The sequence below is a fragment of the Paenibacillus germinis genome (genome assembly GCF_013141785.1).
GTDB lineage: Bacteria > Bacillota > Bacilli > Paenibacillales > NBRC-103111 > Paenibacillus_E > Paenibacillus_E phytorum.
This window is the reverse complement of sequence record NZ_WHOC01000115.1, coordinates 1-14,444: the sequence shown is the minus strand read 5'-3', so window position 1 is coordinate 14,444 and position 14,444 is coordinate 1. Positions and strand designations below refer to the sequence as shown.

The window sequence follows — 14,444 nt, the reverse complement described above, 5'->3', positions numbered from 1 at the left end:
CTTAAGCTGCCTCCAATCGCTTTCGTACCCATATCATAGCTAATGTTAACGCCATGACGAGCACAAAGAAGATCATGAGCAGGGAAGATGCCGTACCTAATTTGAAGTATTGGAAACCGAGCGTATATCCATAAACGTTCAATGTTTCCGATGCGAAATTAGGGCCGCCCTGCGTTGTCCCGTAAATGATATCGAATGTCTTTAATACATCGATCAGTCTCAGCATGACGGCTACGATAATCGTCGGTCGCAGCAGCGGCAGCGTAATGTGCCAAAACTTTTTCCATGCGGTTGCGCCATCCACATCCGCCGCTTCATAGGGCTCGGATGGAATTGTGGATAATCCTGCCATAACGATCAAAGTGATCATTGGAGTCCATTCCCATACGTCGATGATCACTAAAGATGGAATAACTTGATCTGGAGAAGCTAACCATAGTAAAGGCTTTAGGCCTAGAAATCTAAGAAGCTCGTTAGCAACTCCGATCGTCGGCTCATAAATAAGCAACCACACTAACCCCATGGCGACTGGTGTGGCGACCATTGGCAGCAGGAACAGCGTTTTAGCTGCATTTTTGCCGCGGAAATCACGATATAGCAATAGGGCAATGGCTATACCCAATACCGTTTCAAACACAAGCGCTGCAAAGGTAAAATAAAAAGTTGCTCCAACCGAATGCCAAAAACGTTGATCTGATAATAATGCTGTGTAGTTCATAAGACCTACCCACTTTGGAGACTGTACGGCCGACATATCCCATTCATAAAAGCTGATTCGCAGCGTATACAAAATAGGAAATACCATCATAAGCAATACAAAAAGTACCGCAGGCATCGTATAAATCCATTTCAAGTTGCGGTCAACCCATCCGCGATACATATCATTTCACCACTTTCAATTTAGGTAGCCAAAGGGCCAAAAAATGACCCTTTGTTGGTATAGTTATTCTGTTTTTTCCTTATCGATAATATCTTGCAGCATTTTATTTGCAATATCGGCTTCACCTTTTACATCTTCACCCAGTATCGCTCTCAATACGATTCCACCCACCGCTTCGCGGGCTTCGCCTACACGGATGACAACCGGACGGTCATGGCTAACTCCGATTTCAGATGATTCTTTGATAACCTTAACCAACTCGCTAGGAAAGCTTTTGGTGCCCTCAGGGTTATTCCATACTGATGCGCGTGCACCTTGGACGCCTTTCTGCTGTGTTTTTAGCACAATCTCCTTGCTGGTAGCCCAATTAATAAATTCCCATGCCGCATCTTTATCAGCCGACTTCGCATTCATAGCCAGTCCCCACGAGATGACGCTAGCAGGCTTAGCCCCAGCTTTTCCAGCAGGGAACGTAGCGAATCCGACTTTATCCGCAACGATGGATTTGCTAGGATCTGTAGCATTTTGATAGAACGAATTCCCATCGGTATAAAAAGCGGCTTTTCCTTGAGCAAAGACGCCCATTGCCTGAGGCCAGGACATATTCAGTACGCCCGGAGGACCATAATCTTTCAGTAATGTTCCGTAAGTAGTGAATGCTTTTATCGCTTCGGGTGTATTGATTGTTGCTTTATCTCCCTGTATAAAGTCGCCGCCTTCAGAAAAGAGGAATGAGGATACTTGCGTTACTAGCGCAGAGCGCTGTCCTCTGGCTACGAAGCCGTAGACCCCATTGTTCGGATCGTGTAGTTTTTTTACTGCAGCTACCAGTTCGTCAATCGTTTTCGGTACTGAAATGCCGGCTTTTTCAATCAAATCTTTGCGGTAGTATAGGATTTCCTGCTCCGTAGTAAGCGGAATTCCGGTTAGTTTACCATCGAATGTAGTAGCGCTAATCGAGGGTTTATAAAAGTCGTTAAAATCGTAGCTAGCATCTTTCTTTACATACTCATCCATGGGCTGCAAGTATCCGTTTTTCGTAAACTGCTTCCCTTCTTGTAGCGGACGGTACATGAATACATCGGGTGTTGTTGAGCCGGAGGTAAACTGTACGGTCATCTTCTGGGTAAGCTGCTCATCTACATAACTCTGTACCTCCACCTTCATTCCCGTTTTAGTTTCAAAGTCCGGTAGTAACGTCTTGATCGTGTCCGCCCAAGGATGATTCGCCGTTGCAAAAGTGATCTTTTTACCTTCGAATGGCTTGCTCGTGCTTTTCGGTTGTTCGGCTTCCTTTTTCGTAGCGCATCCGGCCAAAAGGCTTGAAGCGATAATCATAACCAAGCTTATATTCATCCACTTTTTCGTACTTTGTTTCACTTTGGACCCCTCCTGTTAATTCTATTTCAAAGATTGACCTTGATAGATAATATCGTAATTGATATTAGTATGAATCGAAATAACGCATGTGAAACATTGATAACTTACCTGTAGTCAGTTTAAATGTGCAGACATTTTCTTCGTTACAATATAGGTTCCGAGCAATTTAAATAGCGGAGGTTGGGAATGAGATAAGGTTCTTGTCAAAATCAGATAAATATTGGTTTTCCAATGGCACAACGTAAATACCGCTATCTTCTGGGGTCTTTTCACCCTTTCAGATAGCGGCTTAGATAAGCTTCAGCTTCCTATACCCCCCTGATATATTCAAGCACTATAGGCATCTAATCCCCACTTAATACAGAATGACAGTCAAACACGTTTAAATAACGTTCTAGACTATCATTATCGAGTTTTACTTATTTAGTAATGTCTTATTCGGCAAGTAATGCAGGGAGCGGATAAATCGAATGGTTTTAGTTTTGGCACGCATGACGATGGAATGTGTTTCTGCGCGCTGATCCGGGAAATACTGCACACCACCCAAAAATTCCCCGGGAGTCACACCGGTCGCTGCAAAAATAACATCCTCGGTACCTACCATATCTTCCATCGTCAAAACTTTATAGGGATCATGAATCCCCATCTGGATACATCGGTTAAACTCATTATCATCAGCTGGCATCAAACGCAGCTCCCCCTAATCATTTAAGGGCAGCTGCAGCCAGTACCCCCTCAGGAGCTCCGCCAGACCTCACATACAAATCAATACCCGCCTCCGGAAAGGCAGGCGCCATGGCTCCAGCCACGTCTCTGTCTGATAGAAATTTGATCCTTACTCCAACATTTCGCAATGTGTTGATGGTCGTTTCATGACGTGCTCGGTCCAAAATCATCACCGTTAGATCAGAAACCTTTTTGATTAGTTTATCTGCCGCTTTTTTGAGGGTCACATCCAAAGGATCGCTAATACTGAGTAGGCCAACTAATGCAGGACCAAAGGCTAGCTTTTCCATATACATATCCGGCGCATGCAGCAAATTCCCCTTATTTGCGACAGCGATCACAGACATGGCATTATTCAAGCCCTTTGCCACAAGTTCTGTTCCTTCAAGCGGATCAACCGCCACATCCACTTCGGGACCGTTCAAGCTGCCAACCTCTTCTCCGAAATATAGCATTGGGGCCTCGTCCATTTCACCTTCTCCAATGACAACAGTTCCCAGTATCGAAACCGAATCGAACATTGCACGCATGGCTGAAGTTGCTGCACCATCTGCACTATTTTTATCTCCTCTGCCCATCCAAGGAGCTGATGCCAACGCCGCTAACTCCGTTACACGAACAATTTCCAAAGCCAGTTCCCGTTCCATTGTTTTCCCCCTAGCCTACATTTTTTTGGGTTTGCCTAAAGTCATATATATTTCAACACTCGCTGAAACAATCTGTTACGCAGATTTAATAATCGGGCGTACGAAGCGAATAACTGCAAGTGATGCAAATACAGCTAAACCACCTGCAAGCAAGAAAGCCACTGTGTATGTTCCTGATGTATCCACAATAAAACCCGTTAAAGTTGGTCCGATTATTCCAGCTGTATTAGCTAAAAAGTGCATGAAGCCACCAACTAATCCAACGTTATTTTTGTCTACAACATCATTAATAATGGCCCAGTAAATAGCACCTGTTAAATATAAGAAGAACACAGAAAGTGAAACAAGTGTAACTGCATCAACTGTTGTTGTTACAATACCAGCTAAGCCGATACAAACCGCTGCTAAGAACAAACATGTTACAAGCACAAGTTTACGTGAGAATAAAACACCTTTTGGGGCGAATTTTTTAAAGAAGAAATCCGATACGAATCCTCCTGAGTTGCTGTTAATGATAAATCATCTAGAATGAACGGGGCTGCAATGGACAATGCAGAACGGTCTAAATAGTTAATTACACCTGCTAAAAACAAGAAAAGAATTACAATTCCTCTACCTTGTGAAAACATAAATAACTCCCCCATCGGTTGCAAAAATGTGTGTGGATTCTTTCGGAAAAGCTATCAATTTATTTCAAAATATGAACCCATATATGAACATTTTATCTACGATAAAACGTTTTAGTATAATTCAAGTTAACAAGCGGTCGCTTTTTTTGTAGTCTAGCAAGTGCTTTTCAGAAAGCAAAGTCGGTTTCAAGCGATGCACGCGACCACTGCCATCGTGATTACTGCAACTCTACCTGTTAAGTTTTCATGGATTGGGATCATTGTTAATTACCTGCTTTGCTTGCTTCATGTGCATCCCACAATCCAAGTAAATACATAATTCCCAAAGCTCGGTCATATAATCCGTAACCTGGGCGACAAATCTCTCCCCAAATGTGACGACCATGGTCTGGTCTTACATAGCCAGTATAATTTTGCTTATTTAATTCTTCCACAACGCCCTGCACATTAATGGAACCATCTTGTGTATAATGAGAAGTTTCCACAAAGTCACCGTTTTCATAAATTTTCACATTACGGATATGGGAGAATGGAGCACGGTAAGCATACTTCTTAGCTACTTGAACCATATCATTTTCAGGATTCGCACCCATTGAACCTGTACACATAGTAAACGCATTCGATGGTGAATCCGATATGGCGATTAGTTTTTCGTAACTTGATTCTCCAGTAATGATGCGTGGTAAGCCGAAAATGGACCAAGGTGGATCATCCGGATGAATAGCCATTTTTATTTCGCATTCCTCTGCTACAGGTAATATTTCTTTAAGGAAAACTTCCAAATTGGCCCATAGCTGTTCTTCATCTACATTTTTATAGGATTCAAATAATTCAGAAATACGCTCCACCTTTTCTGGTTCCCATCCAGGCAACGTTAAATCTGTAGCTGCTGCTACCGTATTAATTAGCTCCTGAGGATCTAAATTATCCACTTTTCCTTTTTCGTAAAATAAAGCAGTTGAGCCGTCTTCCAAAGGATGAAACATTTCAGTACGGGTCCAATCAAAAATCGGCATAAAATTATAACAAATGACTTTTACCCCAGCCTCTGCAAGATTCCGAATCGTCTCTTTGTAGTTTTCTATATACATCATGCGATCTTCATTGCCTAATTTAATCGATTCATGAACATTTACACTTTCAACAACATCCGTGTGAAATCCAAATGATTGGATATACTCGATCTCTTCTTTAATTTCTTCTTTTTCCCATACCTCTCCAACAGACTTTTTGTGCAATGCCCAGACAATTCCCTTGACTCCAGGGATTTGTTTGACCTGTTCTAAAGTAACGGTATCATTTCCTCTACCATACCATCTAAATGTAATTTTCATGATATACCCCATTATTCTGCACTTTTCTGCATATATTTTCTACTTAGTTCAACTACGGCGTCATAGCCACCGCTTTGAACTTTCCTTCATTTAGCAGTCTTACTAGGTAGCGCTTACAAATAAGTTACATAGAATTGAAGATAGTTAAGCACTATAACTTCAATGATCTATTTCATTCTTTTTTTAAAGTTTTACTTAAAATAACTAGGGAACTCTTTTTTTAGTTTTTCTTTATCAAAAACAACCATTGTTAAGTGTTCTTGTATAACCTTTACAGCTACTTCTGGTTTTTTATTTTTAATTGCCTCTACAATCATTACGTGTTGATGATAAATGTTTTCCCAATTAAAATCGGTTGCTAATCTTAACATACGGATTCTATGAAAGGGCAAGTTCATTTGTTGAATCATCAACCAAATATTGCTTTTTTTACATTCTTCAAAAATTGTCTGATGAAACCCTTCATCAAGTTGGAATAACTGTGCGTGATTTTTTTCTTGCATACATATTTCTTGCATTTTTAAATTCATCTCTAATGAAAATAGTTTTTCCTGTGAAAAGTTTTCGCAAGCTAACTTAATAACAGCAATCTCTAAATTCTCTCTCATGAACCTTGCTTCTTCCACAAGATTTAAATCAATTAGCGAAACGCATGTCCCTTTTTGAGGATAAATATCTAATAGCCCTTCTTGTGATAGCTGAAGAAAGGACTCTCTAACAGGTGTTCGACTTACTTTAAATTTATCTGAGATTTCTTTTTCGGAAATTCGATCACCTGGCAAAAGAATCAATTTCAAAATGTCATCTTTTAAAAGAGAATAGATAGAATCTTTTGTTGACAAGGCTTTCATTTTCGAATCTATATTCAAATAACCCACCCTCTTTGCTCAATATACTAACATACTAGTATGGTACCATACTAGTATTCATTTGAAAAGAATAAAATACATAGTTTTATTTAAAAATTGTGTTTAGGTTCTGGTACAAAGTGATCGGTTTGGAAAAGCAGAATTTATTCAAGGGAAAACATTATTTTATTAACAGTGAGATGTATCTACGGGTACAGCATTAGTAAATTTTGTGAAGATGTTAGAAGAACGTGGCTTATCGATCGCATAATCGTTGTGTGCGCCCCTTTATGCAGCCGAAACCCCATGTACAGGATGATTCGAGCAAGTAAAACAAACCCAAAATAAAAATTCACTAACATAGAATAATATGGATATTTTCTGGCATTTAGACAAATCATAAATTTAGTCTTCATCTATACTCAAAGCTGGGTACATATTAATGGTACGAGGAGGATACTTTGTGTTTAACAAAAAATGGTTTCATTTCCGTTCTCATCAATCAAGGAATAAAGAACAGTTTGTTACAAAACAACAAGAATATCCGTTTTTCATGGAATTGAATCAAAACTTACAAATTTTGCAGTCCGTTTATGCGAATTGTCCGGATGTCATTTTTCATAACTTTATAATCTGCGGAAAAACAAATGCAGTCATTATTTACATTGAGGGCATGTCAAACACAGAGTTGATCGATCAGCATATTCTTGCCCCACTTATGCTGGAAACAGGGGTAGAACAGAACAATTCATTTATTTATCTGAAAAAGAAGATCTCAGTTTCCAACATGAAGGAAGTCCATGATTTTTCCGTTGCTATCGAACAAATTTCAATAGGGAAACCCGTAATTCTCATTGAGGGGGAAAAGCAAGGGATCTCCTTTGGATTGGCGAAGATGGAAAAGCGTGGGATAGAAGAGCCCCAGGCTGAATCTGTTGTACGAGGCCCACGTGAAGGGTTCACAGAGACATTAGCTGTGAATACCTCACTTTTACGAAGAAAGATCAAAAGTCCGCAACTAAAATTGAAACCATTGAAAATTGGGCGCTATTCCCAAACCCAGATCATGATCGCCTATATCGAAGGCATTGCTGATCCTACCTTGATCGAAGAGATTACAAATCGGTTGAAACGAATTGATATTGATGGTGTGTTGGAAAGTGGGTATCTCGAGGAGTTTATCGAAGATAGTCCATTTTCCCCTTTCCCTCAATTATTAACAACAGAACGACCTGATGTTGCCACCGCGGCTCTGTTGGAAGGACGCTCGGTCATTCTAGTCGATGGCACTCCTATTTCCATGGTCGCGCCAACTACCTTTTTTTCCTTATTGCAATCACCTGATGATTATTATCAAAGGTTTATGATAGGTACATTGATTCGTTGGTTACGTTACCTTTTCTTTTCGATTGCCTTAGTGGGTCCTTCTACTTATGTTGCCGTTTTGACCTATCATCAAGAAATGCTTCCAAGTACTCTCTTGATTAGCATTGCAAATTCCCGTGAAAATATTCCGTTCCCGGCTCTCGTTGAGGCTCTACTGATGGAAATTACTTTCGAAGCGCTACGTGAAGCAGGTGTCAGGTTGCCCAAGCAGGTAGGTGCGGCCGTTAGCATTGTAGGAGCCCTTGTAGTCGGTCAAGCTGCGACCGCAGCCGGTATTGTTTCATCACCAATGGTCATGGTTGTGGCGATTACTGGAATCGCTTCTTTTGTAATTCCTCACTACACAACAGGAATTGCATTAAGGATGTTGCGTTTCCCTCTCATGTTTCTTGCGGGTATGCTGGGATTGCTCGGCCTGATGATGGGAGTCATCGTTCTGTTTACACACCTATGCATGCTGCGTTCGTTTGGCGTTCCGTATCTGACTCCACTGGCTCCAATGAAAGGTCGTGATTTGAAAGATGTGTTATTTCGTGCTCCGATCTGGAAGCTGAACAGCCGTCCTCATTTAACAGGAGAAGATAAAACATACCGGCAGTCTCACGGACAGAAACCAGATCCGACAAGAGGGGATGAATCCTGATGCTTGAAAAAGGTAAAATTTCAGCCATGCAAATGGGCATACTATTATTTTCAGCGATGTCATCAATTATTCTATTACAGCCAGCTGTTATTGCGAAACATGCGAAACAAGATATGTGGTTATCGCCGATTTGGGCATGTTTGGGTGCATTTCTATTCATATTTTTCATAATTCGTCTGAATAAGCTCTACCCGAATATGAGTATCATTGAATTTAGCACGCATATTATGGGTCGCATCCCTGGGAAAATATTCGGCTTTATTTACATGTTGTTTTTTCTACAACTTACTAGCTTAGTGGTTAGGCAATACGGAGAAGTCATAGTGGAGCTTTTTTTTACTAAAACTCCAATCCTTATCATCATGGTAAGTATGGTACTGATTTGTAGTTATGCTGTATACGGAGGCTTGGAAGTACTAGGAAGGATTGCAGGTGTCTGCATACCAGCCATGATTTTTCTCATTCTTATGATCGCTCTTTTGGTCATTCCAGACATGAATACTAAGCATTTGTTTCCTATCATGGAGAATGGATTGACCCCCTCTCTCAAAGGTTCCTTTATCGCCTTAGCAGGTTTTGGTCAATACATGCAAGCTTCTTTCTTTCTTCCTTTCTTAGCGGATAGGGAAAAAGGAACGAAATGGGTAGTCATTTCAATAATTACCGCAACAATAACTTTCGTAATAACGAATCTGGCAACACTTTTCTTATATGGTAGAATTGCCGGAAGTATTTCCTTCCCGATAATGACCTTGGCTAGGTATATCAGCCTTGCTGACTTTCTGACACATGTGGAAGCGATCGTGATGGTTATTTGGTTATTGGGGGCATTTACTAAAATATCCATGATGTATTATGTTCTTGTTCTTGGCACTTCGCAGTGGTTGAATCTCACTAATTATCGATCAATCATCTTTCCACTTGGGGCTCTGCTTGTAGTGTTCAGCTTTTGGGCAGCGACCAATAAGGAGGAATTGTCGTACCTCGTCGGTATTACAGGTCCTTTTAATGCTACGACTTTTTTGATATTGATCCCAATGCTACTATTATTGGTCGCTTTGGTTCGAAAAAAGTTTCAACAGAAAAAGGGGGAAGTAGATGGATGATTTTATTTCGAAACATTCCAATAATACAACTCCCCTTCCTTTTTCTTGTAGTTTTGTTGCTTGACGGTTGCTGGGATAGAGTGGAAATCAATGATGTGGCATTGATTACGGCGGTAGGTATTGATAAAAAGGATGATGAAACCATCGAAGTATCCGCACAAGTGTACACTCCCAAAACGGCTGGTGAAAAAATGGGAGCAGAGAGCGGTGGTGGTGGAACTGGGCAAACATTCATGAGATCGGCGAAGGGAGTTGCATTGGCTGACTCCATATCGGGGTTGCAATCGAAACTTCCACGCAAAGTCTTCTGGGGGCAAACCGATGTTTATATTATCGGTGAAGAGCTTGCGAAGAATGACATTCGTGACCATCTTGACTTTATAATGCGGGATCAGGGGCCACGAGAACATGCATTTGTATTTATCTGCAAAGGGAACGCAAAGGATGTTGTTGAATTACTGCCTCCTCTTGAACGAAACTCCGCGGAAGTACTCCGGGAGATGGCGAAATCCCACACCGGTTTGAAAGTGACGGCACTAGATTTAGCATTAATGTTAAGCGATGAGACCGGTGCCGCAGCTCTGCCATGGATTGAAATCTTACCGCCAGAGCCGGGCAAAAATAAAAAACAAACGATTGCCTCAATGAAAGGAACCGCGGTGTTTAAGAAAAATAAAATGATTGGGCGGATCGATGAAAAGATGACACCTGAAGTACTCTGGTTGACCAATAAAATGACTTCCGGAGTAATTACGATTACTCCAAAAGAATCAAAGGGCATAGTGTCGTTCAATTTGATAAGAAGTCATACGGAACTTATTCCTCAAGTAACGGACGGAAAATGGCGTATGACAGTCAAGATTGAAGCAAATTACAAAGTGATTCAAAATACAACAAACCTGAGCTTGAGTAAAGAAAAATTCATGAAAATAGTGGAAAAGGATCTAAGTGAAGAAATTGAAAATCGAGTGAAAAAGACTCTTTCCCTAGTTCAGAAAAAGATGAATGCGGACATCTTCGACTTTGCGGGAGCCTTTCACCGAGGTTTCCCCAAGGAGTGGATAAAAACGAAAGACCATTGGGATGAAATATTCCCTCAGATCGAACTGAAGATCGAAGCTAAAACGAAAGTAATTCGTACTGGTTTAGTCGACGAAGGTGCAACCCGAACAGAAAAAGAGGTGAGGAAAAAGTGATTTGGCTTGAGATATTCGGGATAACAATCTTCGTGTTACTTCCCGCTTATTTTCTTTTGTTTAAAATAAAACAAAATCAAAAAAAGGAGAATGTGGCCTTTGTTGTACTAACGGTTTTGGGTTGGATTCTTGCTATTTTGCTTGTTTTGTACCCCAACCTACCAGGTCCAACCCAAGTGATAAATAAGATATATGAGCCCCTGGGAAAGCTTTATGAGTAATAATTTTAGGATATTGAATTTAAAGAATATGGTGTAGCTTTGAGCCAAAAGCTTTTAACCCCTCTGGATTCTACAATTCCGGCGCTGTTATTCCGAACTGCCACTCCCAGCCCTAGTGTAGGGTAACTAGAAAAAGGCTCCAGACCAATATTGTAATTTCTTCCGTACCATGGGTAACCTTTGGAAGCTCCGAATTCCTGCCAATACCATAAATACGGCATAACCGCTCCATCCCAAGCTACCTTCATTCCCATATCAAGAGATTTGTTTTCGACCCGATACCAAGCTTGATTGCCAAAACCGTATAGGTAGATCATTTCTGAAGGCGTACCCTTTGACGGTAGAACTGAGAAGTCAATAGCCCTTCCTTCTTTATCCAAACCATAAGGCCAATCATAAGAAACGCCTCGCCTAACTCTCCCAGGTGTAGATACGGGGGATTCCACAGACTCGGTTATGATTTTCGCCCTATCCGGCAAATAAATTCTGCACCCGGGACGCAAAAACGGTTTGCCAAACGCAATATGCTGTCCCCACATATACCGCAAAGGAATATCGCTTAAATTCTCCAGTTTTTCCTCCAGTATGAGTGTGGGAGAATTATTTCTTAGTGATACTGTTTTTGTTAACTGAAAAGGCATCTTTTTCGTCCTGACACGAAAGCTGACAGCAACTCGTTCCACGGTATCTTCATCAATTTCATAGTCCCAGGGCATATGCGCCACCTCTCCATGCTGCCCGAACTGCGCACCAAGGTAAACACTTGTAGGCCCCCCGTTGGGAAATACTTCCTGCCACCCACCAGGATAATAATCGACAAATGTCGAAATGGGATCAGGTGATGTCGGCAAATAATCCCGAGGATTCTGCACGCCATTTTCAGTAAGCCACATAAAATCAAGATCTTTAGGTTTGTACAAATACTCAAAAATTTCCGTACCTTTACCCGCTAATATGGATATCCTTACCAAATTATTTTCCAGTACAATCGTTCGCATCCCAAAGTAAGTATATTGATCATGAATCCGGCATCCGTAGTTTCGCTGGGGCCTGTATCGTGACAATGCCTCTCCCTCCACCGACTCCTTGATATCTACAAAACATTCGCAATCCGTGTGATATGCCAACGTCCTAAATTGGAGACAAATAAATCTTTCCCACGAAACGCACAGTTGGTAGGATGGCAAAGCGTAACTGCATCCCTGTCATAAATCAGTAGTTCCAGTCCGTCACTCTCCGACCAGCGATAAATTAGTGAAGGCTCGTAACAGCTAATGTAGATACGTCCTTTCGGATCCAACGTCAGTCCGTCCGGCACCGCATCCACTTTAGTGATTATTTCCTTCTGTCCCGGCTGGCCATTTGCCAGGATTGGAATTTTATCAACACATCTTCCGAATGATTCCGCTACATAAAGCGCATCTCCATTGCTTGACAAAGCAATGCCGTTGGCAAAACGTAAGGGCAAATCGTACCAGAGCCGCCCTTTTCCTGATTGCAGATCGAACCTCCATATCCCCGGTCCGGATTGATGCTGATTAAAGCTGTCGCTTACATAAAGAAATCCGTTTTTTTCATCCACCACCGGAACATTGGGAATTCGCATTTTTTTGCATATTCCATCGCCATCGGCAAAACGGCACAGATAGCCTGTTCTTATGTTCAATCTGAATACTGCACCATACTTCATATCGCAGGTAAATAAATTGCCTTGTCCGTCGAAGGCTATCCCAAGAGTAAAACCACCTGTTGAAGCAATTTGTTCGATTGCGCATCCATCTCGATCTATACGATATATTTCGCCCTTCTCTCCACCGCACCAGATATTTCCTTGCGAATCAATTGCAATCCCTTCCGGGTGATTAAGCTGTGGGTTTGTAAAGATGCCGTCGAAAAATACGAATGCTCTATCATCAGGCAAAATCGCTTGTTTTCCCATCCATGCTGGTACAAGGTCCACAGATACCCCTCCCAATTGCCTCATGAAGCAAAAACCGACTATGAAAGTATATAACTCTTTGCTGTTTTACGCTTGTCATCTGCCCGGTGTCCATTCGGCTTAAGCAGAAACCATCTCGCGCTTGCATGGCGGTCATTGTCATACGGATATCTTCCATATTCGCGGTATTACTTAGCTTGATGTACCTTCTCTTGATCAAACTTGATTCCGAGATACTTCTTCTGGCACGTTAATCGTACCGTTTTCGCTGACTTTTTTTCTCCCTCTAATAATATTATATATGTTCGTAGCTACAATGAATTTCAAACGGTGTTTTCTCCATTCCGCTCATCCTTCTAACATCAGAGTATTCAAGGATACGATTTTTATGATTCTTGATCTTTGAAGCCTGGACGATGATTGAGCCATTTCCTACGGTTGGAAAGCCAAATACGACTACAAATTGCTTAAACGCTGAATCAACCAGTAAAACGCCTTTAAAAATATAAGTAATGGACTAATGACGCCCCTATGGAGACCTCCGAAAAAAATGGCTTGTAACTGGAATTTCTAAGCAAGTATCCGGACTGGACTGCATTGCTGGCGAGTTCGGATTAACCCGAGGTGTTATTTCGCAGCTACTGGAAAAATTGGAGGAGCAAGGCCTCATGCATATGATAAGAAAAGGGCAGGTCGAATGCAATCATTCGTCTGCCCTGTCTGAAGTTGAATTAATCAATAAATTGTTTGGTTTGACAGCATAATCAAACTAGAAAATTGCACCAGAACCATCAGAACTACCCTCAATGTTTTGGAGATCCCTTAAACTATCCCCTGACGTAATCATAATCCCTTTAAAAGTGCTTGTAAGTGTATCTTGACTTATTAAAACATCCGTCCTTATGCCTTGCGATGCCAATCCCTCTTGAAAAGTGTGAGCGAACAAAAAGCCGCTATTGGAGATTTGGCCGCCTAGAATGATCTCCGTAAATGTACCGGATTCAGTTTACAGTTTATGGATTTTTTGCCAACAATTCGATCCAGTGACTGGAGGCAATGTCCTAATCCCGAACAATAACTTGATCATACCTTCGCTCCACGACACCCGAAACCTTAAATAGTAAATAAGAGCGACCGCTAACTTCTCCTCGAAACGAAGCGGGAAAAGACAAATACTCATCTTTTGACAGGATTGGAAGTACGGAAATATCACTGGATAGTCCGTATTCAGTCTTCAAATAATAAGCTGACAGTAAATTATTTTCTATAAGAACGACCTGCTCTTGTATATTGTCGTATAGGCAAAATTTCATAGGATTAGCCCTCCTCTTTTCTACTGACAGCTTTCGTGGTTGTGGTGCAAAGCTCTAATTCATAATAATATCATTGAAATTAAGCCATGAGAGTGGGACATTTACTTTGGAAACGGGATTAGATTTATTGCTTCCTCGCTACTCGAGGTGGGTAAAATAGAATGCGATTTTATATGGAGTGGCGGGCATGATAGGC

10 protein-coding genes and 2 pseudogenes are annotated in these 14,444 nt (G+C 41.3%); 3 read left to right on the top strand and 9 right to left on the bottom strand.

Annotated elements, in window-relative coordinates:
* Position 1: 1 nt before the first annotated feature.
* From GC102_RS22085 to GC102_RS22060, 6 genes and pseudogenes are all read right to left on the bottom strand, one after another.
* Positions 2-880 (bottom strand): carbohydrate ABC transporter permease, encoded by an 879-nt coding sequence (locus tag GC102_RS22085; RefSeq protein WP_171691408.1) that lies wholly within the window; start codon positions 878-880, stop codon positions 2-4.
* A 63-nt stretch (positions 881-943) separates the two neighbouring features.
* Positions 944-2,236 (bottom strand): ABC transporter substrate-binding protein, encoded by a 1,293-nt coding sequence (locus GC102_RS22080; RefSeq protein WP_171691437.1) that lies wholly within the window; start codon positions 2,234-2,236, stop codon positions 944-946.
* A 439-nt stretch (positions 2,237-2,675) separates the two neighbouring features.
* Positions 2,676-3,633, bottom strand: a pseudogene (gene glpX / locus GC102_RS22075) (class II fructose-bisphosphatase).
* A 75-nt stretch (positions 3,634-3,708) separates the two neighbouring features.
* Positions 3,709-4,235, bottom strand: a pseudogene (locus GC102_RS22070) (MFS transporter); the annotation flags it as partial.
* A 290-nt stretch (positions 4,236-4,525) separates the two neighbouring features.
* Positions 4,526-5,596, bottom strand: a complete 1,071-nt coding sequence (gene uxuA, locus GC102_RS22065; RefSeq protein WP_171691407.1) for a mannonate dehydratase — start codon at positions 5,594-5,596, stop codon at positions 4,526-4,528.
* Positions 5,597-5,787: 191 nt separating this feature from the next.
* On the bottom strand, positions 5,788-6,447 hold the full coding sequence (locus GC102_RS22060) for a GntR family transcriptional regulator (protein ID WP_171691436.1): 660 nt from the start codon (positions 6,445-6,447) through the stop codon (positions 5,788-5,790).
* 439 nt (positions 6,448-6,886) lie between these two features.
* Here GC102_RS22060 and GC102_RS22055 point away from each other — a divergent pair, with 439 nt between their 5' ends.
* From GC102_RS22055 to GC102_RS22045, 3 genes are read left to right on the top strand one after another with little or no spacing between them, the layout of a single operon-like run.
* Complete coding sequence (locus GC102_RS22055) at positions 6,887-8,473, top strand: spore germination protein (protein ID WP_376769402.1); 1,587 nt, start codon at positions 6,887-6,889, stop codon at positions 8,471-8,473.
* The gene (locus GC102_RS22050) at positions 8,473-9,579 is read left to right on the top strand and encodes a GerAB/ArcD/ProY family transporter (protein ID WP_171691406.1); all 1,107 of its coding nucleotides are present in this window, start codon (positions 8,473-8,475) and stop codon (positions 9,577-9,579) included. Before GC102_RS22055 ends, GC102_RS22050 begins: the two co-directional genes overlap by 1 nt.
* A complete protein-coding gene (locus tag GC102_RS22045) occupies positions 9,576-10,775 on the top strand; it encodes a Ger(x)C family spore germination protein (protein WP_171691405.1) in 1,200 nt (399 codons plus the stop codon). The genes GC102_RS22050 and GC102_RS22045 overlap by 4 nt, the downstream gene beginning before the upstream one ends.
* Before the next feature lie 226 nt (positions 10,776-11,001).
* Here the strand turns inward: GC102_RS22045 and GC102_RS22040 are convergent, their stop codons facing one another.
* The 3 genes from GC102_RS22040 to GC102_RS22030 all read right to left on the bottom strand — a co-directional run bounded on the left by GC102_RS22040 (position 11,002) and on the right by GC102_RS22030 (position 14,248).
* On the bottom strand, positions 11,002-12,060 hold the full coding sequence (locus GC102_RS22040; protein ID WP_171691404.1) for a DUF4432 family protein: 1,059 nt from the start codon (positions 12,058-12,060) through the stop codon (positions 11,002-11,004).
* A gap of 29 nt (positions 12,061-12,089) precedes the next feature.
* A complete protein-coding gene (locus tag GC102_RS22035) occupies positions 12,090-12,956 on the bottom strand; it encodes an SMP-30/gluconolactonase/LRE family protein (RefSeq protein ID WP_216628126.1) in 867 nt (288 codons plus the stop codon).
* A 1,040-nt stretch (positions 12,957-13,996) separates the two neighbouring features.
* On the bottom strand, positions 13,997-14,248 hold the full coding sequence (locus tag GC102_RS22030; RefSeq protein ID WP_171691403.1) for a hypothetical protein: 252 nt from the start codon (positions 14,246-14,248) through the stop codon (positions 13,997-13,999).
* Between the last annotated feature and the right edge of the window lie 196 nt (positions 14,249-14,444).

What these genes read in the sequence shown, in the direction of transcription:
- GC102_RS22085 (WP_171691408.1), bottom strand. Translation starts at nt 880, where the DNA reads ATGTATCGCGGATGGGTTGACCGCAACTTGAAATGGATTTATACGATG.
- GC102_RS22080 (WP_171691437.1), bottom strand. Translation starts at nt 2,236, where the DNA reads ATGAATATAAGCTTGGTTATGATTATCGCTTCAAGCCTTTTGGCCGGA.
- uxuA (WP_171691407.1), bottom strand. Translation starts at nt 5,596, where the DNA reads ATGAAAATTACATTTAGATGGTATGGTAGAGGAAATGATACCGTTACT.
- GC102_RS22060 (WP_171691436.1), bottom strand. Translation starts at nt 6,447, where the DNA reads ATGAAAGCCTTGTCAACAAAAGATTCTATCTATTCTCTTTTAAAAGAT.
- GC102_RS22055 (WP_376769402.1), top strand. Translation starts at nt 6,887, where the DNA reads ATGGTACGAGGAGGATACTTTGTGTTTAACAAAAAATGGTTTCATTTC.
- GC102_RS22050 (WP_171691406.1), top strand. Translation starts at nt 8,473, where the DNA reads ATGCTTGAAAAAGGTAAAATTTCAGCCATGCAAATGGGCATACTATTA.
- GC102_RS22045 (WP_171691405.1), top strand. Translation starts at nt 9,576, where the DNA reads ATGATTTTATTTCGAAACATTCCAATAATACAACTCCCCTTCCTTTTT.
- GC102_RS22030 (WP_171691403.1), bottom strand. Translation starts at nt 14,248, where the DNA reads ATGAAATTTTGCCTATACGACAATATACAAGAGCAGGTCGTTCTTATA.